Raw genomic sequence first — 20,789 nt, forward strand, 5'->3', positions numbered from 1 at the left:
CCCGGCGGCGCTTGCTAAAGGAAAAATTTCATTCATCAGGAATTACTTCTGGAACCATTTTTTGTAGATGGTTTCGTAGGTGCCGTCTTTCTTCACTTTTTCCAGCGCAGCGTTGAATTTCTGCTGTAGCTCAGTGTTGCCCTGACGAACGGCAATCCCCAGACCGGTACCAAAATAATCCTTATCGGTCACTTTGTCGCCCACTGGCGCCAGCTTGTCGTTAGCTTTCAGCCACTCGGTCACTACCGCGGTATCACCGAAAACGCCGTCGATACGGCCATTCTGCAGATCCAGCTTGGCGTTCTGGTAGCTGTCATACGGAACGGTGGTGATTTCCGGATGCTTATCCATGATGAATTTCTGGTGGGTGGTACCGTTCTGCACGCCCACTTTTTTGCCTTTCAGCTCATCGACAGAGGTGAATTTGCCTTTCTGACCAATAAACAGGGCGGAGTTGTCGTAGTAAGGGGTGGTGAACAGCACCTGCTTTTCACGCTCAGGGGTGATGTCCATACCGGCCATTACGGCGTCGATACGGCGGAACTTCAGGCTTGGGATCAGGCTGTCGAACGCCTGGTTGCTGAAGGTACAGGTTGCATCGATCTCTTTACACAGGGCGTTAGCCAGGTCCACGTCGAAGCCAACAATTTTGTTGTTCGCATCGATGGACTCAAACGGAGGGTAGGAGGCTTCCGTAGCAAAACGAATGGTCTGAGCTGCGGTAGCGGAAAGGGTAACGCCAGCAAGCAGCACGGCAAGTAATACTTTTTTCATTATATTTCCCCTGACACAATCAATGAGATAAATAGTTTTTGAAGGCATCGGTTTGCGGGTTAGCGAAGCAGCTCGCATCACCTTGCTCAACGATATACCCGTTTTCCATGTAGACCACACGGCTGGCGGTTTTGCGCGCCACTTCCACTTCGTGGGTGACGATAACCTGCGTAATGTTGGTTTCCGCCAGCTCGCGAATGATGCTCACGATCTGGGCGGTGATTTCCGGATCCAGCGCCGCGGTCGGTTCATCAAACAGCAGTACCGCGGGCTCCATCATCAGCGCACGGGCAATGGCCACACGCTGCTGCTGACCACCGGACAGGTGCAGCGGGTAGCGGTCGCTGTAGGGCTTAAGGCGCAGACGATCCAGCAGCTTTTCAGCACGGGCGATCGCCTGATCCTTGCTTAACCCCAGCACGCGGCACGGGGCTTCAATCAGGTTCTGCAGCACGGTCAGGTGCGGCCAGAGATTGTATTGCTGGAAGACCATGCCGACGTTTTGACGCAGCTCGCGAATCGCTTTATCAGACGGCGTCTTCGCGAAATCAAAGTGGTTACCGGCAATCGCCAGCGTACCTGAACGGGGCATTTCAAGCAGATTAAGGACGCGCAGAAGGGAGCTTTTGCCTGCACCGCTTGGGCCAAGCAAAACCAGCGTTTCGCCTTCCGGGCAGTTCAGCGTGATGTCAAACAGCGCCTGGTGTGCGCCGTAGAAGCAGTTAATGCCGTTTAGTTTAATACTCATCGGGGCAGTCTTTACTCATCCAGGCAATCTATAGCAATTGAGGCCGCAGATAGTACCGTTGACAGAATAGTTATGCAATATTTCTGCGTTAAAAGTTAAATATAACCCGTGTTTCCTCTTAAACATAGCACAAAATAGCGAACGGCAAAGTCGGCGAGTATAAATGTCGGCATTCCGCAAGAAATGCCGCACATTTTACGGGGGTTACCAGGTTATATCGGCGGGTTTAGCGATTTTCAATCGACTGGCGCAGCGTGCCTGCCGGGGCATGAACGCTGCCGCCCACGTAGCGCACGTCGTCTACCGCCCAGCACTGTCCTTCACGGATCATCAGCACTTCATCCTGCCAGGTTTGGGTTCCCTGCGTCAGCTTAACGCGCAGTGGAATATTGCGGGCATCCGTGTTCGGAATGGTTGACGCGCTCGCCACTTCGGCGCTGTCCGGCAGCGTGGCGCGGCTGGAGAACGGATCGGATTTCAGCAGGGCGTTATGCTGAGGATCGCGGATGGCATCGTTAAGCAGTTTTGCCAGACCATCGCTCAGATACGGGCGCAGGCCGGTGAGATCGTTGCTGCGGTGCTGAATGCGATAATCATAGAACTGCTGCGCCACGGTGTCCGGACCGCCCTCAATGCAGGGGCCGCTGCGGGTACCGATATCCTTAAAGGCTGGCGTGACCGTGGTGGTACAGGCGCTGAGCACCAGCGCGCAGGGCACTAAAAGTGTTAAAGCTGAATAGCGCATGTTGATTTCCTTATTTATTAACTATCCTTTCAATCATAGCGTAACGAACCGATAATGCTGTGCCTAAGGCATTGAACGCTAAAGAAGGAGAGAAACCATGCAGTTTTCAACAACGCCAACCCTGGAAGGGCAGACCATCACCGAGTACTGCGGCGTGGTCACCGGTGAAGCGATTCTCGGCGCCAATATCTTCCGTGACTTTTTTGCCGGCATCCGCGATATCGTTGGCGGCCGCTCGGGCGCATATGAAAAAGAGCTGCGTAAAGCGCGTGAAATCGCCTTTAAAGAGCTTGGCGAGCAGGCGGAAGCCCTCGGCGCTGATGCGGTCGTGGGGATTGATATCGATTACGAAACGGTCGGGAAAGATGGCAGCATGCTGATGGTGAGCGTAAGCGGTACGGCGGTGAAAACCCTGAGATGAGGCGTTCGTTTGCCGCGCTGCTGCTGGCGCTGCTGCTGGCAGGATGCGCCACGGAAAAAGGGGTTATCGACAAAGGCGCCTACGAGCTGGATACGCGTCATCAGGCTCAGGCGGCTTATCCGCGCATCAAGGTGCTGGTGATCCACTACACCGCGGATGATTTTGACAGCTCGCTGGCCACGCTGACGGATAAAAACGTCAGCTCTCACTATTTGATCCCTGCCAGGCCTCCCGCACCGGACGGCAAGCCGCGCATCTGGCAGCTGGTACCCGAGAGCGAACTGGCCTGGCATGCGGGCATTAGCTTCTGGCGCGGCACCAACCGCATCAATGATACGTCTGTCGGCATTGAGCTGGAGAACCGTGGCTGGCAAAAAACGTCGGGCGTTAAGCGCTTTACCCCTTTTGAGCCAGCGCAGATTGCGGCGCTGGTGCCGCTCGCCAAAGACATTATCACCCGCTACAACATCAAACCTGAAAATGTAGTGGCCCATTCTGATATCGCCCCGCAGCGCAAAGACGATCCCGGCCCGCTGTTCCCCTGGCGTCAGCTGGCGCTGCAGGGGATTGGCGCATGGCCCGACCCGGCGAGGGTGGCGTTTTACCTGAACGGCAAGCCGCGAGATGAGCTTGTGGAGCCGAAGGTGCTGCTCGATCTGCTGGCGCGCTACGGCTATGAGGTGACCGATAAGATGACGAACGCACAGCAGAAGCGCGTGATCGTCGCGTTTCAGATGCATTTTCGCCCGGCGCGCTGGGACGGCGTGGCCGATCGCGAAACGCTGGCTATCGCGGAGGCGCTGTTAGAGCGCTACGGGCAGGGGTAATCCTTCGGGTTACCCGACTCCACTTCTATACGGTCTCCTTTTGGACTAATTTTCTAATCACATTCGCGGAGTAAATGTTTATAGTTTCCTCAGTCGAAATTACTCGCTAACGTGTTTGACAATATATCAGCACGCGAAATCAGAAATACTGATGTGCTGACGTCTTAGCTTTATTTACATTTATTAAATGGACTACGCATTTATGCGCTGTGATTGCACACGTTCATCTTTTCCAATTTAATATTAATGGGTATAACTATGTTAAGTATCTATAGTAAAAATAGCCGTCCACAAGAAGAACTTGACGCCATTATCGCGGCAACTGAAGGTTTTGAAGAAAGAACCTTACGCAAATGGCAGCGTATCAGTACCGAGAATAACGAAGATATTCATTTTATCATTAGCGGTGAAGTTGAATTCCGCCGCAAGTCGGATGAACTGTGTGTATTCACCTTACATAATAAATGTATTTTCGGTCTCTCCTCTATTTATTACAATTCAGCGCATATGTACGGCCTGGTTCGTGCCAATACCGTGGTGCGCACTATTAAAAAAGATGATTTTTTCCGTCTGATGAGCGAAAAAAACCTGTGGGAAGCCTTGAGCAAAGTCCTCTCCTGGTATATTTGCATGCTCAGCAAACGTGACGAAGTGCTCGTCGCCCGCAGCGCGTACTCGATTGTTCGCGAGTTCTTGCTGGAAATTAACGAACTGATGGTGCACCATCAGCACGATATTAATATTTACGACTATATTCAGGAATATACCAGCCTTGCCCGCAGCACCATTATTAAAATCCTCGCTGACCTGAAAAAAGGTAATTATATTCAGGTTGATAAAGGTCGTCTGATGTATTTGTCGACACTGCCGGAGAAATATTAATCGCTTTTTACCCCCCCTTTTAACTGGAAGAGGGACTATGTGTCAGTGAATTATTTGCCTGCGTTCCTGCCGTGGTTTCTTCCACGGGGGGCGTGGGTATTTTCCCTTGCGAATAATCTTTTCCCTGCTCTTTTAACGCCTTCATCAATAATGCCTTGATTGCCCCATCATCAAGTGTGTGACTGGTATTATCCTGTTCGGGAGTAGCAGAAACGTTCATTTCGGTCCCTGGCAATGTATCTCGGGATATATCATGCGATAATTCACCGTCTGGCGCCTGCTGCCAGTCGGTATCGCCGCTATCAATTGACATCTCCTGCAGCAGCGGCATCTCTTTTGTCATCGGTTCTTGCTTTGCTTCAGGCTGCGGGAACGGTTTACTGACATAGACATAATGCATGTCCGATAGCTTCGTTTCTGGCTTAACGGCGCTCGTTTTTATTGGCTCTGGTACCGGATGGCGCAGATCCCAGTAAAGATGAGTATAGAGTCCCGCAGCGATCGTCATCACTATTCCCACCACCCAGATCAGGGTGGCACAGACCATTTTTTTCAGCGAGGGGCGCCGGTAAGAAAACCAGACCGGTGCGTTCAGGGTATAGCTGCGCTGGGCAGCCAGAGTAATCGTCGACATTATAAATGCTTCTCCTGCGCGGTGGGGGTCGCAGATATATTTGCGGACTGAATAAGCACGCTTGGCGTAGTCCTGGTTTCACGCATTAACTGCATCAATGTCTCTTCACCCGCAATCCCGTCCACATGCAGATGCATTTTCTGCTGAAACTCGCGGGTACGTTGCATCAGTTCCGCCGTCCACACTTTTGCGTGGGTTTCGGGCAGATTCAGCGCCAGGCTAAGCTGCTGATCCATCCAGCCCAAATCTTTGACGCTACTTTCAGCGCTCACGGCATCTTTCCCCTGCGGCGTAAGGCGGTGCAATAGGGTGTAATTGCCCGTTGCATGCTGGTTAAACCATTTGCGGCTCACCTGCCAGGTGCGATTATTCATCAGCAGATCCAGCGAGTTATCATCTACTCTGGCCACCACGGCATAGTTCAGGTGATCGCCTGTTCTGATCTCGCCGATCCACGGGTAACCCTCTTTTGCCAGCTCCTCGAGCGGAGCGCTGCCCTCCTTACACATCAGGTTGACCCGCCCGGCGTTCTGGCAGAGCGCCTCTTCCATCGTGGCGTCATAACCCCACATGGTATAGAGCTGATGCATCGCATCGGGCTTATTCACCACTTCATTCTCAATAACCGGCACCACTGGGGCGTCGGTTTTTGGGGTCTGCGGTTTCCAGCTGGCCATCACGGGCAGCTGTACAGGCAGTCTGGCGGTAATGGCGGGCATCAATGTCCAGCCGCAGGCGGCAAACAGTACAGAGGCAAAAAGGCCCATAACGGCAAGGCGTTTGCCCTTCTGTTTTGCCGGCAGAACTTCTCCTGCGGCGAGGCGCAGATGGCGCGGCGATACCTGCGCTGAACGTTCGGTCCAGGCGGCGAGCATCGCAAGGTGCGCCAGCTCGTTGAGTTTGCCTGCCTGTCCTTTGGTCAGAACATGCATCTTGCGCACGCGGGCCCGGGTGAACGGCGTCGCGTCGCTGCCATGCGCTTCACACTGGGCCTGAACATAGCTCAGGGATTCGCGGCAGGTGAGAGGCCGGAGCGTGTGACGCGTATGAAGAGATTCACGCAACCCGGACTGCTGGAGGGCGGCTTCCTGGTCGGCCGATCCCATCAGCACAACCGACAGAGGCACATCCAGCTCCTGCGCGCGGGTTAACAGCATGGACAGTGCTTCATGGCAATTCGCTTTCATCGACTGAATATGCGAGATGACCAGCACTTTACGTGAGGTTTTGCTGGACAACATCTCGTCCTGCCACTGACGCAGCACAGCATCAATAGCCTGGATCCGGGTTTTGCTCTCTTTAGTGGTGGCGTTGAGTTTATAGAGCAGGCCGCTGGCGCTGAGTTTCGGGAAGGCGTTAATGGCAATCAGCGTGCCGTCATGCTTTTTAAGCGCATCGCAAAACTGCGAGGTGAGATAGCTGTCGTCGCTAAAGAGCGCAGTAACGCCTGTTGTCTGGCACTTCTCTTTCAGCAAACCGAACACATCCTGATGATACGGAACAAAAAAATCACCTGGCATCCGGCTGATAGTCCGGAAAGGCTGGGTAGTGAAATTAAAATGGCGCATATACATAGCGTATTACCGTCTCTTTCATTCATAACAAGGAGACGGAAAAGTAAAGGATACGGGCGGAAGGGGCAATTTGAATGCAGGATAAAAATATTCGGCCTGCGCTTTTAGCATAGGTTTATTTAACGTTCAATCTTTTTCTAAATTATTGTTGGCGGAAGTATAAATGGGCGGGGGGTAGGGAACTCATTAGTATTTACGCCACTTACTCATACAGCCCTGTGCTGTGAATTACTGACTGGCAGAAAGGCTCGTTAAAAAATGCGGATGTCATTTGTTAATCAATTGATTATGCCCTGCGTCATGTTTGTGCTGCTCATTTTCTGCGGCCAGCAAGGGTATATGGTTTATAAAGATTATAAGAAAGTTACGAACAGATTGTCTGATCCAAAGCAGAAGATGCAAAAAAAAAGTCATGATGAAACTCAGTTTGTACTTTTTACGCCGGCGGTGATGCCAGCGAAACAGCCAGCGGCGTTGAAAAAGCCGCTCAGTGCGGAAATCGAAGGTATTCTCAGCAGCGACGAAGCCTGGCTGTCCTTTGCGGTGATAAAAACCCCCTCCGGACAAAAGAGCTATCGCGAGGGCGAAATGCTCGCCGGTTTTGACAATGCCTATATTGCCGAAATTCATCCCGATAATGTGGTGGTGAATTATGAAGGCGCACCGCAGGTTATTTCACTTAAAAAACCAGACTATTTTAAAGGCGGCGTTGACAGCAGCCCGGTAACCAAATCGAAGAAAGATGCAGGATTGGATAATCTGCATCTGGATGATTACCTGGTGTTAAAACCATTAATCGAGAAAGGCCAGCTGGAAGGCTACAACATTAATCCACGCAATGCGTCTCCTTTCTACAGCCATGCTGGCCTGGAAAAAGGTGATGTAGTGGTAAAAGTTGACGATGTGGATATGACTAAAGAGGCGCAGGCAAAAGAGATCGTTGCCCGCTGGTCAAAAATGAAAGAGGCGGATGTCATTATTCGGCGTCACGCTCACCTTGAAAATATTCGGGTCAATGTTCTAAACAATTAATAAGTGTACAGACATGAAGAAATTTCCATGGGCGTGCGTAGCGCTGACCGCATTGTCATTATATTCCGGTTCGCTGTTCGCGGCGAACTTTAGCGCCAGTTTTAAAAATACCGATGTCCGCGAATTTATCGATACCGTAGGGCGTAACCTCAATAAAACCATTCTGGTCGATCCTTCCGTTCAGGGAACGGTGTCGGTCCGTACCTACAACGTGTTGACGGAAGAGGAATATTATCAGTTCTTCCTGAGCGTTCTGGATCTCTATGGTCTGTCGGTGATCCCGATGGATAACGGGATGGTGAAAGTCGTGCGCTCTTCGGTGGCCCGCATGTCGGGCGCACCGATTGCCGACAGCAAAAACCCCGGCAAAGGCGACGAAATCATCACCCGCGTGGTGCGGATGGAGAACGTCCCGGTACGTGAGCTGGCCCCCCTGTTGCGTCAGTTGAACGACGCCTCCGGCATCGGCAACGTGGTTCATTTTGAACCGTCAAACGTGCTGTTGTTAACCGGCAAAGCCTCGGTGGTTAACCGCCTGGTCGATCTGGTGCAGCGAGTGGATCAAAGCGGCGTCCAGCGCCGTGAAATCGTGCCACTGCGTTTTGCCTCGGCCAAAGATCTTTCTGACATGTTGAACAATCTCAACAACGAAGAGCAGAAAGGGCAAAACGCCCCGCAGCTGGCGACCAAAGTGGTCGCCGACGATGAAACCAACAGCCTGGTGATTAGCGGCAGCCCGGACGCGCGTCAGCGCACCCGGATGCTGATCTCCCAGCTCGATCGCGAGCAGAACAACGAAGGCAACACCCGCGTCTTCTACCTGAAATACGCCAATGCCAGCAAAGTGGTGCCGGTGCTGACGGGGATCGGAGAGCAATTGAAAGATAAAGCGGGCGGCGGTAAGAGCAAAGCCGCGCCGATGGCAGGCGACCTGAATATTACTGCCGACGAGTCTACCAATTCGCTGGTGATCACCGCCCAGCCAAACGTCATGAATTCGCTGGAGAAAGTGATCGACAAGCTGGATATCCGCCGTCCACAGGTGCTGGTGGAGGCGATCATCGCCGAAGTTCAGGACGGTAACGGCCTGGATTTGGGCGTGCAGTGGACCGGTAAACACGGTGGGGTTCAGTTTGGTTCGACCGGCCTGCCGATCAGCCAGATCAAGAAGTCAAAAGTCATTGGCAGCTATACGGGCCTGGCGACTGGTTTCTTTAACGGCGATTTTGGTGCGCTGATGACGGCGCTGTCCACTAACGGCAAAAACGATATTTTGTCGACACCGAGCGTGGTGACGCTGGATAACAAAGAGGCGTCGTTCAACGTCGGTCAGGATGTACCGGTACTCTCCGGTTCGCAGACCACCAGCGGCGATAACGTGTTTAACTCGGTGGAACGTAAAACCGTCGGTACTAAGCTGAAAATCGTACCGCAGATCAACGATGGCGACATGATCCATCTGAAGATTGAGCAGGAAGTTTCCAGCGTGGATAACACCTCGACGGCCGATGCCAGCCTGGGCCCAACGTTCAACACCCGCACCATCAATAACGAAGTGATGGTCCACAGCGGACAGACGGTGGTACTGGGAGGTTTGATGGAAAACGTCACTAAACAGTCGGTCTCGAAAGTACCGTTGTTGGGCGATATTCCGGTCGTGGGGCAGTTGTTCCGCTATACCTCGCAGGACAGCGCCAAACGTAATCTTATGGTGTTTATCCACACCACCGTACTGCGCGACGACGACAACTACAGCGCGGCGTCGAAAGAGAAATACGATCAGATCCAGGCGCGTCAGCAGCAGCGTATGGAAGAGCACAAGCTGGGCATTGTAGAGAATTCTGATTCCCCGATGCTGCCGGCCTATCCGTCCCAGAGCCGCGCCGCGCCGGTGAGCGCCAGTGCGCCGGTGTCGTCCCGCAACCCGTTTAAAGAGTAAGGCGGACGCGACATGACCGAGATGAGTAATGCGCTCTGTACCAGCACCTGGGCGAAAGAGAACGGGGTCCTGTTCTATAACAATGAGGTTTATATCCGCGAGGATGCGCAGGCGTATGCCCTGCTGGAGATGCGCCGCGTGCTGGGGCGCTCCTATGCCCCGACGATCTTGACGGCGGAAGCGTTTGACGAACTGCTGACCAAAATCTGGCAGCAGAACAGCGGCGTCTCGCAGCAGCTGGTGGACGACATGGACGCCGATATTGACCTGATGGCGTTAACCGAGGAGATCCCTGACAACGAAGATCTGCTCGATAACGACGAGAACTCACCGGTGATCCGCCTGATCAACGCCATTATGGGCGAAGCGGTGAAAGAGGGGGCCTCCGATATTCATATCGAGACCTTCGAGCGCACCCTGAGCATTCGTTTTCGCGTTGACGGCGTGCTGCGTCCGGTGCTGCAGCCGGCGCGCAAGCTCGCGCCGCTGCTGGTGTCGCGTATCAAAGTGATGTCCAAACTGGACATCGCCGAAAAACGTCTCCCCCAGGACGGTCGTATTTCGCTGCGCATTGGTCGTAAGGCTATTGACGTGCGTGTCTCCACTATTCCTTCTCAGTACGGAGAACGCGTGGTGATGCGTCTGCTGGATAAAAGCAACCTTAAGCCGGACATCAACAAGCTCGGTCTGATTGACGAAGAGCTGGTGAAGTTAAAGGGACTGATTGAACGTCCGCACGGCATCATCCTGGTGACCGGCCCGACCGGTTCGGGGAAAAGTACCACCCTGTACGCGCTGCTGTCGGCGCTTAACGGTCATGAACGCAACATTCTGACCGTGGAAGATCCGATCGAGTATGAACTGGAAGGGGTAGGACAGACCCAGGTCAACCCGCGCGTGGATATGACCTTTGCACGCGGGCTGCGCGCCATTCTGCGCCAGGATCCGGACGTGGTAATGATCGGGGAAATTCGTGACGGTGAAACCGCGCAAATCGCGGTGCAGGCGTCGCTCACCGGTCACCTGGTAATGTCTACCCTGCACACCAACAGTGCGGCGGGCGCCATTACCCGTCTGCGTGATATGGGGCTGGAGTCATTTTTAATTGGTTCGTCGCTGCTTGGCGTCATTGCCCAGCGTCTGGTGCGTCGGCTGTGTACGCACTGCCGCACGACCAGTCCGCTGGATGACAATGAGAAAGCGCTGTTCACCTTTATGGAAACGCCGCCCAAAGCGATTTATCGCGCCGTGGGCTGCGAACAGTGTCGCCAGAGCGGCTACCAGGGACGCGCAGGCATCCATGAATTTCTGGTGGTCGACAGCGCCATGCGCCGTGCGATCCATGAAGATAAAGATGAGATGTCCATCGAAACGCAGCTTTTCAAAGAGGCCTACAGCCTGCGTGAAAACGGTCTGCTGAAGGTGATCTCCGGCGTGACCTCGCTGGAAGAGGTGATGCGCGTCACCGCCGAGCGCGGAGGGGATGCGTAATGGCCTGGTATGCGTGGTCCGCGACGGACGCCGCCGGAAAAACCCAGCGCGGCAACCTGCAGGCCGAAGGGCCAAAGCAGGTGCGCCAGATGCTGCGCGAACAAAAGCTGATACCGGTGAATATCTCCCCAACCAGCGATCCGGCGGCGGGGAAAAACGCCCGTAAAGGGGCAAAACTGTCGATTCCGGTGCTGTCGATGTTTACCCGACAGCTTGCGACGCTGGTCAATGCCGCGCTGCCGCTGGAGAGTGCGCTAAAGGCGATTGCGAAGCAGACGGAAGATAAAACCCTGGCGGCGATGGTGACCGAGATCCGCGACAAGATCGTGGAAGGCCACACGCTGTTCGACGCCTTCAGCCAGTTTCCGCGCAGCTTCGATAAGCTCTATTGCACCCTGGTGATGGCCGGTGAAAAGACCGGTCATCTCGGGGGCGTGCTGGAAAAGCTCGCCGAATACAACGAGCAGCGCCAGAAGATGAAAAGCAAGCTCACCCAGGCGATGGTGTACCCCATCACCCTGACGGTAGTGGCGATCGCGGTGATCTCCATTCTGCTGGTCGCCGTGGTGCCGCAGGTCATCGACCAGTTCACCCATATGAAACAAGAGCTGCCGATGACCACCCGCACGCTGATTGCGGTGAGCGACTTTTTACAGGCATGGGGCATCGTTATCGCCGGCGGCCTGTTCGGGGCGTCGGCGAGCTTTAAATTTTGGATAAAAAAAGAAAAGAACCGATTTGTTTATCATCGGTGGCTGTTGCTAAATTCACCGCTGAAAAAACTGGTCTGCGCCATCAACAGCGCGCGCTACATCCGCACGCTGAGTATTTTGCAGGCCAGCAGCGTTCCGTTGCTGGAAGGGATGTATATCGCGATGGACGGAATTGAAAACCTTTATGCCCGGCAGGTGCTTGAGCAGGCGGCGGACACCGTGCGCCAGGGGGCATCTCTCTACAACGCGCTGGAACAGGCGAAAATCTTCCCACCCACCATGCTTTACATGGTGGCCTCCGGGGAGGAGAGCGGCGAGCTGGGCTCGTTGATGGATCGCGCGGCGGAAAACCAGGAATCTGCATTACAGCATCGAATTACTTTAACGCTGTCGGTATTTGAGCCGGCACTGGTAGTAACTATGGCGACCGTTGTTTTATTTATCGTTCTTTCAATATTACAACCGCTTCTTCAACTTAATAATATGGTGGGTTAATCATGTCTTTGAAAAAGAATAGCCTGAAGCGTCAGGCGGGATTCACGCTGCTCGAATTAATGGTAGTTATCGTTATTCTCGGTGTGCTGGCCAGTATGGTGGTGCCTAATTTAATGGGCAATAAAGAAAAAGCCGATATTCAGAAAGCGACCAGCGATATTGTGGCGCTGGAAGGTTCGCTGGATATGTACAAACTCGACAACCATCGCTATCCGACCACCGAGCAGGGGTTGCAGGCGCTGGTGACCAAACCTGAAATTGCGCCCATTCCGAAAGGCTACCGTGACGACGGCTATATTCGCCGCCTGCCGCAGGATCCATGGGGCAATGACTATATTCTGGTCAGCCCGGGAGAGCATGGCGCTGTCGATATTTTCTCAGCCGGTCCGGATGGAGAAGCGAATACTGCCGACGATATCAGCAACTGGTCTTTTGATAAAAAAGATAAGTAATGAATAAGCAACGTGGATTTACCCTGCTGGAAATTATCGTGGCGCTGGTGATATTCGCCCTGAGCGCCATGATGGTGGTCACCACCATTCCATCACGCAGCGGCGCAGATACATTTGGTCAGCAGCTAAAATCCCTCGTTGAATATGGTTCTGACCGTGCGGTAATGGACGGAAATATTGTCGGGCTGGTGATGACCTCGTCAGAATTTGAACTGGTGACACAGGTTGGAAATAACGGCGAAAGCCACTGGGCACCGCTAAAGGCGGGACGGATCGCGACCCGCGGCGAGTTTCCTGAGGAGATGCACGTCTCCCTCTCGCCGCGAACGCTGGCGGCCACGCTGGACGATGAACCGCAAATCATTTTTTTGCCGGACGGCGAGCTGAGCCGCTTCACGCTCAGCTTCGAAAGCCTCGATAAAAAGCAGCGCTTTCACGTGACGTCACAGGGCTCTGTTCCCGTGGTGGTGGAAAACGATGACTAAACGCAAAACCAAAGAGCAGGGGATGACCCTGCTGGAAGTGATGGTGGCGCTGGTGATTTTCTCCACCGCGGCGCTGGCGCTGATGAACTCCGTCACACTGAACGTGCGCTTTACCCACAGCCTGTCGGAAACACTGCAGGCCGGCTGGGTGGCGGAAAATCTACTGGCACAAGCTCAGCTTGCTCAGACCGATTTTCCGGATGCCGAGCAGGTGGGTACCGAAACCATGGGCGGACAAACCTGGACCTGGCATATCCAGCGGGTGAAAACCGCCGAAAATACCTTTGCCGATGAGGTAAGGGTTTACAGCGAAGGAAGCGATGCGCAACCGGTGGTGGCACTTCAGCTAGACGAACCGGAGGTGGATCGTGAGTAAGGCGCAGCCTCAGCAGGGCTTTACCCTGCTGGAAATTATGATTGCGCTGGCCATCTTCGCGGTGATCAGCATTCTCGCCTGGCAAATTCTTGACGGTGCGATGCGCACCTCGACGGCCAGCGACGAGGCGGCGACAAAAGTGACGGCGCTTCAGCGCACGTACAATCTGCTCTCGCGTGACTTTTATCAGCAGCAGGCGCGCGCGCCGCGCAACAGCGGCGAGGTGTTCGTTCAGCAGCAGAATGGTCTGGAAATGACAACCCTTAACGGCATCAGCGGTCAGGTGCAGCTAGAGCGGGTGAGCTGGACGTTAAAGGACAAGCGCCTGTGGCGCAACGTCTGGGCTGCTATCGATGGTCCCGCCAGCGCGCAGCCGGAAGAAGTTCCGATTCTGAACGATGTGAAAGCGATGAAATGGCGTTTCTGGCACGAAGGCTGGCAGGAGAAATGGACCGACATCGCCCATCAGCCTGATGGCGCTGAGCTGAATCTGACTATGGAAAACGGCGAAACCTGGCGCTGGGTTTTTATCACTCCCGGCGATATGCCCGAGATCCAGACCGCGCCAAAAGAGACGAATGCGGACCCGGCGCAGCCGGCAGCGGAGAATGCGGCGCAGCCCGTAACCAACCCGCAGCCCGATACGGCAGCACAACCAGGAGTGAGTTCATGAGCGGTAAACCTGCGCGGAAAGAGCGTGGCGTGGCGCTACTGGTGGTGCTGATCCTGCTGGTGATGATGTCCGCCCTGGCGGCGAAAATCAGTCAGCAGTTCTGCCGCCACCTGCAAAAAACGCATTATCAGGTCAGCCAGCAGACGCTGCGCTGGGCCATTGCCCGTCAACAGAAGGTACTGGAAAACGTATGGCAGAAAGCGGCCAGTTCAGAAGGGGCGGGGCTTTCGCCGCGAGGTGACTGGGCACAGCCGATGGAAACCCATGGGGATAATTACACCGTGGTGAGTCAGGTGGAGGATGCCCGGACCTGCTTTAACGTCAATAGTCTGCTGGCCGTTGATGCGGCGCCAGCGGCCCCGGCCGACGCCACTGCGCTGCCGGAAAAACCGGTCAAAGAGCAGATTGTCGAACAGCTGCTGGCAGAAGGCGGAGTCGGTACGCTGGCGGCAGAAGAGATTTACCAGCAACTGGTGGATTATCTTGACGCCGACGACGTGACGGCGAAACAGGGCCAGGAGGCCGATGCCTGGGCGAGCGTGACGCCCGCCCGTGGTCCGGCGAATCAAATGATGCGCACCATCAATGAAATCAGACTGCTGCCCGCCTTTCCGCAGGCCGCATGGCCGAAGGTCAGCAAACTGCTGTGCGCCTTGCCGGATACGGATGGCACCATAAATGTGAATACCTTAACACGAGAACAGTCGCCGCTGCTGGCGGCGGTTTTTACCGGCGTGTTAAACACGGACGATGCTGCCCGCCTGATCGATTCACGCCCGGAAGAGGGCTGGGAGTCGCTGGAGGCATTCAGCAAAGTGCTGGAGAGCAACTATCCGCAGACCAAAGATATCCTGGCGCAGATTCAGGACAGGGTTGCGGTCAACAGTCGCTATTTTCGGGTGGATACCACCGGCAATACCGATGATTTAACGCTGCGCGTCGTCAGCCAGCTTCACGTTGACAGTGAGGCGGGCAAGGTCGTTACCTGGCAACGCCGCTACCGAATGGTTGAATAAGATAAGTAGAAGATGATGAAAAAGGTGCTTTTTATTCGTCCCGATACCCGTGAGGACGGCAAAATTTGGTGGTGTGAATCCGGTAACGATCGGGTGGAATATCTGACGGGCTGGAGCGCACTGAGCGAACTTTCCTGCCATCCGCTTTCTCAGCAGGTGTGCCTTTTGCTGCCGGCGAGCGAGACGATCTTTCGTCATTTTACCCTGCCGAAAAAGGGACTTTCAGCCCAGACGGCGCAGTTCTCGTGGATGGCGGAAGAGACATTGCTCGGCGAGGTGGAGACGCTGCACTGGACGGTGCTGAACAAAAAGGGGCCAGAAGTGGATGCCGTGGCCATCGACGCTGAACGTCTGCGCCACTGGCTTGAGCTGTTCGCTCAGGCGGGGCTCACGGTGGTCCAGGCGCTGCCGGATGCCTGGCTGCTGCCGGTGAGCGAAGGGGGCACTACGCTGGTGAGCCTGGAAGAGAGCTACTGGCTGCGTTTTTCCCCCAGCAGCGCTGGCGAAGCCGATGAGGTCCTGCTGCCGCTGCTGTTGAGTAAATGCCCGGCGGGTGAGGTGTGCTGCTATGGCGATGCGCCGCAGGAGGTACAGGTGGATGAGCTGCTGGCGTGGCAGCATCCGCTGGTGCTGATCCAGACCCAGTGGCAGGGCTGTCGTATCAACATGCTGCACGGAGAGTTTTCCGGGCGCAGCGCCAGCGGCCCGCGTTTTCGCCACGCGAAAACGGCCCTCGCTGCGGCGGCGCTGGTTTGCGTCGGCCTGCTGATCGGCCCCCGCGTAGGTATGGCGTTGATGCTCACTCACCAGCAAAACGAGATCCACCGTGAGATGACCACCGTAGCGCAGCACTATTTCCCGACCCTGCGCCAGACCAGCAACCTGAAATACTACGTCGGGCAGTATATCAGCAAGGCTAAGAAAGGGATCTTCCTGCAGCTCGAAGCGCTGAATCAAATCAAGCAGTCACTGCCGTCTCTGGAGATCAACAACGTGGAATATGACGAAACGCAAAATCAGCTGACGTTGAATGTGAAATCCATGGATAAACAGACACTGCAGGATTTTGTCGCCCGCAGCGCCGAAACCTTTGAATTTGCGATGCAGCCGATTTCCGGCGAGGCGCCTTATACCGCCATTATTACCGGGAGCTATAAATGAAAACGCAAATAGCCCAGTTAAAAAACCGCTGGCAAAATTATAGTCCACGCGAGCGTAATTTATTTAAACTCTGCGGTGGGGCACTCTGCTGTGCGATGGTTTATTACGGCGCGATGATTCCGCTTGATACTCTGATCAAAAATAACGAGGCCGTGTTATTTAAGCAGAAGCAGACGCTGAACTGGATGCGCCAGGAAATTGATAAAAACCATCTCCAGTCCAGAATAGTCAATACCCCGAATCCGCGCAGCGTGGTGGAAGAAAGTGCCAAAGTCGTGCACGTCGCGTTGACAGACGTGCGTCAGGAAGAGCAGTCGCTAACCTTTGTTGTCGAACGCGTCAACATTTCTGCCCTGCAAAACTGGCTGCGTGAGATGAACGTCTCTTCCGGTATACATCTGGAAAAACTCGCGTTAACGCCGGTGGATCGTCAGAGTGAGGTGAAAGCGCATATTACGCTGAGCTGGGCGAAAAGCGCATGAACCCGCTAATGCTTTTGCAGCAAGCGAATCTGCCGGGACTGTGCGTGATGAGCGGAGCGCTGGGGGCAATCCTCGGCAGTTTCCTGGGCGTAGTCGGGGAGCGTATTCCGCCGCTGGTAATGGAAGAAGAGGGGGCAGGCAATCTGCTGTTTCCCGCCTCTCACTGCCCGGAATGCCACCATACCCTGAGCGCGTGGGAAAATATTCCCATCATTAGCTGGTGTGCGCTGCGCGGTCGCTGCCGTCACTGCCATAGCGAGATTCCGCTGCGGTTGCTGCTGGTGGAAGTCTGTAGCGCCGTCTTCTTTGCCGCCAGCGCGGCGCTGGCACCGTCGTTTTCGGCGCTAATCGCGCTGTGGGTGATGTGGAGTTTTCTGCTGCCGCTGTCGGTGATCGATGCGCACCATATGCTGCTGCCGGACTGCCTGACCCAGCCGCTGCTGTGGACGGGGCTGATGTTCCATGCCCTGTTCCGGACGCTACCGCTGACCGATGCTATCTTTGGCGCGGTGGCGGGGTATCTGTCGCTCTGGCTGGTTTACTGGGCATTCCGTCTGCTGACCGGTCGGGAAGGGTTAGGCTATGGTGATTTTAAGCTGCTGGCAGCGCTAGGCGCGTGGTGCGGATGGCAGGCGTTACCCTCTATTTTGCTGATCGCGGCGCTGGGGGGTATTATTATGCATTGCCTGTTAAAACCCTTTGAGAATAAAAATAACCTTATTTCCTTTGGCCCATACATTGCCTTTTCCGGGCTGGCTGTATTTATTTCTCAAATCCCCTATCTCATCTTTTAAATAATGCAGTCAAGTTTTTTTTGAGGTTTTTTCATTGAGGGAAGGAAAGGAGAAAATAAATTCCCCATTGTATTCTCTTCTCCGCAATAACAGATTTGTTGAATGTTTTATGAGTGGAGGAAGGTACGGCGTAATAATAAGCAGGTCTTTGGTGAACCAGAAGCGTTCACGATTAATTTATCAGTAAATAACGTTCGTCCATGTTTAATGGAAAAGCATGGGTATTTAATTTCACAAATCGTATTATCAGGATCAAATAATGAAATTTCTGAAGCCTAAATATCTGGCACTCTTCGTTGCAGCGGCTGCAAGCCCGGTGTTCGCAGCAGTGCCCGGTAAAGCAACTATCGCCAGTGGTAATGATAAATTTGCCATTGTCGAAGTTGATCAGTCTGCTTCTGCTTACAATAGCCTGGTCAAAGTCCATGATGGCGCCGATGTTAAAGTGCAGTGGGACGTCTGGAGCGGCGCGGCGCCGACTTCAGCGAAAGTGCTGCTCGACGGCAAAACCGTCTGGACCGGCGCAGGCAGCATGTCCGGCACGGCTACGTTTAAAGTGAAGAAAGGTGGTCGTTATCAGGAAACGGTTGAGCTCTGCAATGCCAGCGGCTGCAGCACCAGCGCCAGCAAACTGATTATCGTCGCGGATACCGACGGTAGCCATCTGCTGCCACTCAACACCACCATGCAGGAAAATAACAAAACCCTCTCTAAGCACACCGATAAAGGGGTGGGTGCTTATTTCCCTGAGTGGGGTGTTTACGACCGTAACTTCCCTGTAGACAAAATCCCGGCGGCTAACCTTAACCACATTCTTTATGGCTTCATTCCAATCTGCGGCGGCGACGGCATCAACGACAGCCTGAAAACCATCGAAGGCGGTAACAGCTTCGAAGCGCTTAAGCGCGCCTGTGCTGGCCGTCAGGACTTCCAGGTGGCGATTCACGACCCGTGGGCCGCACTGCAGAAGCCTCAGGCTGGCGTAAGCGGCTGGGACGATCCCTACAAAGGTAACTTCGGCCAGCTGATGGCAATGAAAAAAGCCAACCCTGGCCTGAAAGTGCTGCCGTCGATCGGTGGCTGGACCCTTTCCGATCCGTTCTTCAAAATGCATGACAAAGCGATCCGCGATCGCTTCGTGGCTTCCGTTAAAGATTTCCTGAAAACCTGGAAATTCTTCGACGGTGTGGATATCGACTGGGAATTCCCGGGCGGCGGCGGTCAGAACGAAACGCTGGGCAACCCGCAGCAGGATAAAGAGACTTATACCGCACTGATGCGCGAACTGCGCGCCATGATGAATGAACTGTCAGCCGAAACCGGCCGTACCTTTGAACTGACCTCAGCTATCGGCTCAGGCAGCGACAAAATTGAAGACGTTGATTACACCACTGCACAGCAGTACATGGATCACATCTTCCTGATGAGCTACGACTTCTACGGCGGCTGGAGCAACACCGATCTGGGTCACCAGGCGGCACTGCGTGCGCCGGCGAACAAACCGGATACTAATTACACCACCGAAAACGGCGTGAATGCGCTGCTCGCGCAGGGTGTACAGCCTGGCAAAATTGTCGTGGGGACGGCCATGTATGGTCGCGGCTGGACCGGCGTTCACGGTTACAGCAATAACAACCCGTTCACCGGCACGGCAACGGGCATGGTGAAAGGGACCTGGGAACCGGGCGTGGTTGACTATCGTCAGATCGTTAACGAGTACAAAGGCAAAGCGGGCTGGGAATACAACTATGATGCTACCGCTGAAGCGCCGTATCTGTTTAACAAAACCACCGGCGATCTGATTACCTATGAAGATGCGCGTTCCGCAACGGCGAAAGGTCAATATGTGCTCGCGAAAAACCTGGGCGGTCTGTTTGCCTGGTCTATCGACTCCGATACCGGAGACATTCTGAACGCGATGAATGAAAGCCTGACAGGCGGTGGCGCTGCGCCGGTTGATCCGGTAGTGACCAACCATGCGCCTGTGGCGACTGCCGCTGACCAGAGCGTAACCGGTCCGGCGACGGTGACCCTGGATGGCTCGGCTTCCACCGATCCGGATGGCGATGCCATCACCTACAAGTGGACGCAGATCTCTGGCCCGTCGGTGACTATCACCAACAGCACCAAAGCGAAAGCGACCTTCAACGTTGCCGCTGTCACCAGTAACCAGACTCTGGCGTTCCGCCTGACGGTTACTGACGCGAAAGGGTTGAGCAGTACTGCTGACGTCCAGGTCGTGAACAAAGCGCCGAAAGCAAACCAGGCGCCGGTTGTGAACCAGATGGAAGCCGTGACGCTGGAAGCGGGCCAGAGCTACTCTCTGCACGCTCAGGCTAACGATCCTGATGGCGACGCGCTGACCTACTCCTGGAGCGTTCCTGCGAATATGCAGGCGACAGGCGCAGATACCGCGAACCTGAACATCACCGCGCCGGACGTGGACACGGAATCAACTTACACGCTGAGCGTGCTGGTAAGCGATGGCAAGTCCAGCGTACAGACTAACGTACAGGTGACGGTAACGCCTAAAGCAGCGGAAACGCCGTCTGACGAAGGCAACACCCCATCCGATGAAGGCAACGCGCCGTCTGACGAAGGAAATACCCCATCCGATGAAGGCAACACGCCATCTGACGAAGGTAACACCCCATCAGATGAAGGCAACACGCCGTCTGACGAAGGTTCTGCCACCAATAGCTGCGATAAGCCTGTTGACGCCAACGCCAGTAAATATGCTGCCTGGAGCGCAAGCAAGGTTTACAACGCGGGGAATACCGTCAGCTTCGACAACCTGGTCTGGAAAGCAAAATACTGGACTCAGGGCAACCAGCCGGGCTTCGGTGTGGATGCATGGGAGCTGGTAAGTCAGGTGAAATTCAACTGGCGCTCCGACGTGGTTTATAACGGCGGCGACACCACTACCTACAACGGTTACACCTACACCGCGAAATGGTGGACGAAGGGTGATAAACCAGGTAGCAGCGATGTATGGGTGAAAAAAGGCCCGGCGACTGACTGCCAGTAAGCCACTGCTATAACGATGCGGGTAAGAAATTTGCCCGCTATTACGGT

The 20,789-nt window shown here is 54.5% G+C and carries 21 protein-coding genes; 16 read left to right on the top strand and 5 right to left on the bottom strand.

Annotation, left to right across the window (positions count from 1 at the left end):
- Positions 1-42 precede the first annotated feature (42 nt).
- The 3 genes from artI to ACWYRJ_RS07245 all read right to left on the bottom strand — a co-directional run bounded on the left by artI (position 43) and on the right by ACWYRJ_RS07245 (position 2,267).
- The gene (gene artI, locus ACWYRJ_RS07235; protein WP_455507640.1) at positions 43-774 is read right to left on the bottom strand and encodes an arginine ABC transporter substrate-binding protein ArtI; all 732 of its coding nucleotides are present in this window, start codon (positions 772-774) and stop codon (positions 43-45) included.
- Between the two features lie 19 nt (positions 775-793).
- Positions 794-1,522, bottom strand: coding sequence for an arginine ABC transporter ATP-binding protein ArtP (gene artP / locus ACWYRJ_RS07240; protein ID WP_023310942.1), 729 nt, complete (start codon positions 1,520-1,522; stop codon positions 794-796).
- Between the two features lie 226 nt (positions 1,523-1,748).
- On the bottom strand, positions 1,749-2,267 hold the full coding sequence (locus tag ACWYRJ_RS07245) for a lipoprotein (protein ID WP_455507641.1): 519 nt from the start codon (positions 2,265-2,267) through the stop codon (positions 1,749-1,751).
- A 97-nt stretch (positions 2,268-2,364) separates the two neighbouring features.
- Here ACWYRJ_RS07245 and ACWYRJ_RS07250 point away from each other — a divergent pair, with 97 nt between their 5' ends.
- The 3 genes from ACWYRJ_RS07250 (at position 2,365) to ACWYRJ_RS07260 (ending at position 4,397) form a co-directional block, all read left to right on the top strand.
- Complete coding sequence (locus ACWYRJ_RS07250) at positions 2,365-2,688, top strand: heavy metal-binding domain-containing protein (protein WP_008500028.1); 324 nt, start codon at positions 2,365-2,367, stop codon at positions 2,686-2,688.
- Positions 2,685-3,515: an N-acetylmuramoyl-L-alanine amidase gene (locus tag ACWYRJ_RS07255; RefSeq protein WP_149366241.1), complete on the top strand. Its 831-nt coding sequence runs from the start codon at positions 2,685-2,687 to the stop codon at positions 3,513-3,515. Before ACWYRJ_RS07250 ends, ACWYRJ_RS07255 begins: the two co-directional genes overlap by 4 nt.
- A 258-nt stretch (positions 3,516-3,773) precedes the next feature.
- Complete coding sequence (locus ACWYRJ_RS07260) at positions 3,774-4,397, top strand: helix-turn-helix domain-containing protein (protein WP_111963886.1); 624 nt, start codon at positions 3,774-3,776, stop codon at positions 4,395-4,397.
- A 19-nt stretch (positions 4,398-4,416) separates the two neighbouring features.
- Here the strand turns inward: ACWYRJ_RS07260 and ACWYRJ_RS07265 are convergent, their stop codons facing one another.
- Together ACWYRJ_RS07265 and ACWYRJ_RS07270 are read right to left on the bottom strand one after the other, a co-directional pair.
- Complete coding sequence (locus tag ACWYRJ_RS07265; protein ID WP_455507642.1) at positions 4,417-5,031, bottom strand: hypothetical protein; 615 nt, start codon at positions 5,029-5,031, stop codon at positions 4,417-4,419.
- The gene (locus tag ACWYRJ_RS07270) at positions 5,031-6,605 is read right to left on the bottom strand and encodes a peptidoglycan-binding protein (RefSeq protein ID WP_455507643.1); all 1,575 of its coding nucleotides are present in this window, start codon (positions 6,603-6,605) and stop codon (positions 5,031-5,033) included. Before ACWYRJ_RS07270 ends, ACWYRJ_RS07265 begins: the two co-directional genes overlap by 1 nt.
- 300 nt (positions 6,606-6,905) lie before the next feature.
- Between ACWYRJ_RS07270 and gspC the strand changes: the two genes are divergently transcribed.
- The 13 genes from gspC (at position 6,906) to ACWYRJ_RS07335 (ending at position 20,742) form a co-directional block, all read left to right on the top strand.
- Positions 6,906-7,637 (top strand): type II secretion system protein GspC, encoded by a 732-nt coding sequence (gene gspC / locus ACWYRJ_RS07275; RefSeq protein WP_223582409.1) that lies wholly within the window; start codon positions 6,906-6,908, stop codon positions 7,635-7,637.
- A gap of 13 nt (positions 7,638-7,650) precedes the next feature.
- On the top strand, positions 7,651-9,576 hold the full coding sequence (gene gspD, locus ACWYRJ_RS07280; protein WP_149366244.1) for a type II secretion system secretin GspD: 1,926 nt from the start codon (positions 7,651-7,653) through the stop codon (positions 9,574-9,576).
- Positions 9,577-9,588: 12 nt separating this feature from the next.
- The gene (gspE, locus tag ACWYRJ_RS07285; protein WP_455507644.1) at positions 9,589-11,067 is read left to right on the top strand and encodes a type II secretion system ATPase GspE; all 1,479 of its coding nucleotides are present in this window, start codon (positions 9,589-9,591) and stop codon (positions 11,065-11,067) included.
- Positions 11,067-12,275, top strand: coding sequence for a type II secretion system inner membrane protein GspF (gspF, locus tag ACWYRJ_RS07290; RefSeq protein WP_149366245.1), 1,209 nt, complete (start codon positions 11,067-11,069; stop codon positions 12,273-12,275). The genes gspE and gspF overlap by 1 nt, the downstream gene beginning before the upstream one ends.
- A 2-nt stretch (positions 12,276-12,277) precedes the next feature.
- Positions 12,278-12,727, top strand: coding sequence for a type II secretion system major pseudopilin GspG (gspG, locus tag ACWYRJ_RS07295; protein ID WP_111963893.1), 450 nt, complete (start codon positions 12,278-12,280; stop codon positions 12,725-12,727).
- Positions 12,727-13,212 (top strand): type II secretion system minor pseudopilin GspH, encoded by a 486-nt coding sequence (gspH, locus tag ACWYRJ_RS07300; protein ID WP_149366246.1) that lies wholly within the window; start codon positions 12,727-12,729, stop codon positions 13,210-13,212. The genes gspG and gspH overlap by 1 nt, the downstream gene beginning before the upstream one ends.
- Positions 13,205-13,588 carry a type II secretion system minor pseudopilin GspI gene (gene gspI, locus ACWYRJ_RS07305; RefSeq protein ID WP_127730215.1) on the top strand — a complete coding sequence of 128 codons (384 nt, stop codon included), beginning with the start codon at positions 13,205-13,207 and terminating at the stop codon, positions 13,586-13,588. The genes gspH and gspI overlap by 8 nt, the downstream gene beginning before the upstream one ends.
- Positions 13,581-14,261: a type II secretion system minor pseudopilin GspJ gene (gene gspJ / locus ACWYRJ_RS07310; protein WP_455507645.1), complete on the top strand. Its 681-nt coding sequence runs from the start codon at positions 13,581-13,583 to the stop codon at positions 14,259-14,261. The genes gspI and gspJ overlap by 8 nt, the downstream gene beginning before the upstream one ends.
- Positions 14,258-15,277, top strand: a complete 1,020-nt coding sequence (gene gspK, locus ACWYRJ_RS07315; RefSeq protein ID WP_455507646.1) for a type II secretion system minor pseudopilin GspK — start codon at positions 14,258-14,260, stop codon at positions 15,275-15,277. The genes gspJ and gspK overlap by 4 nt, the downstream gene beginning before the upstream one ends.
- 15 nt (positions 15,278-15,292) lie before the next feature.
- Positions 15,293-16,438 carry a type II secretion system protein GspL gene (gene gspL / locus ACWYRJ_RS07320; RefSeq protein WP_455507664.1) on the top strand — a complete coding sequence of 382 codons (1,146 nt, stop codon included), beginning with the start codon at positions 15,293-15,295 and terminating at the stop codon, positions 16,436-16,438.
- Complete coding sequence (gene gspM / locus ACWYRJ_RS07325) at positions 16,435-16,920, top strand: type II secretion system protein GspM (RefSeq protein ID WP_455507647.1); 486 nt, start codon at positions 16,435-16,437, stop codon at positions 16,918-16,920. The genes gspL and gspM overlap by 4 nt, the downstream gene beginning before the upstream one ends.
- On the top strand, positions 16,917-17,714 hold the full coding sequence (locus ACWYRJ_RS07330) for a prepilin peptidase (RefSeq protein WP_111963899.1): 798 nt from the start codon (positions 16,917-16,919) through the stop codon (positions 17,712-17,714). The genes gspM and ACWYRJ_RS07330 overlap by 4 nt, the downstream gene beginning before the upstream one ends.
- A gap of 259 nt (positions 17,715-17,973) precedes the next feature.
- Positions 17,974-20,742 carry a glycosyl hydrolase family 18 protein gene (locus ACWYRJ_RS07335; RefSeq protein ID WP_455507648.1) on the top strand — a complete coding sequence of 923 codons (2,769 nt, stop codon included), beginning with the start codon at positions 17,974-17,976 and terminating at the stop codon, positions 20,740-20,742.
- The last annotated feature ends 47 nt before the right edge of the window (positions 20,743-20,789 follow it).

The organism is Enterobacter sp., from assembly GCF_977039595.1.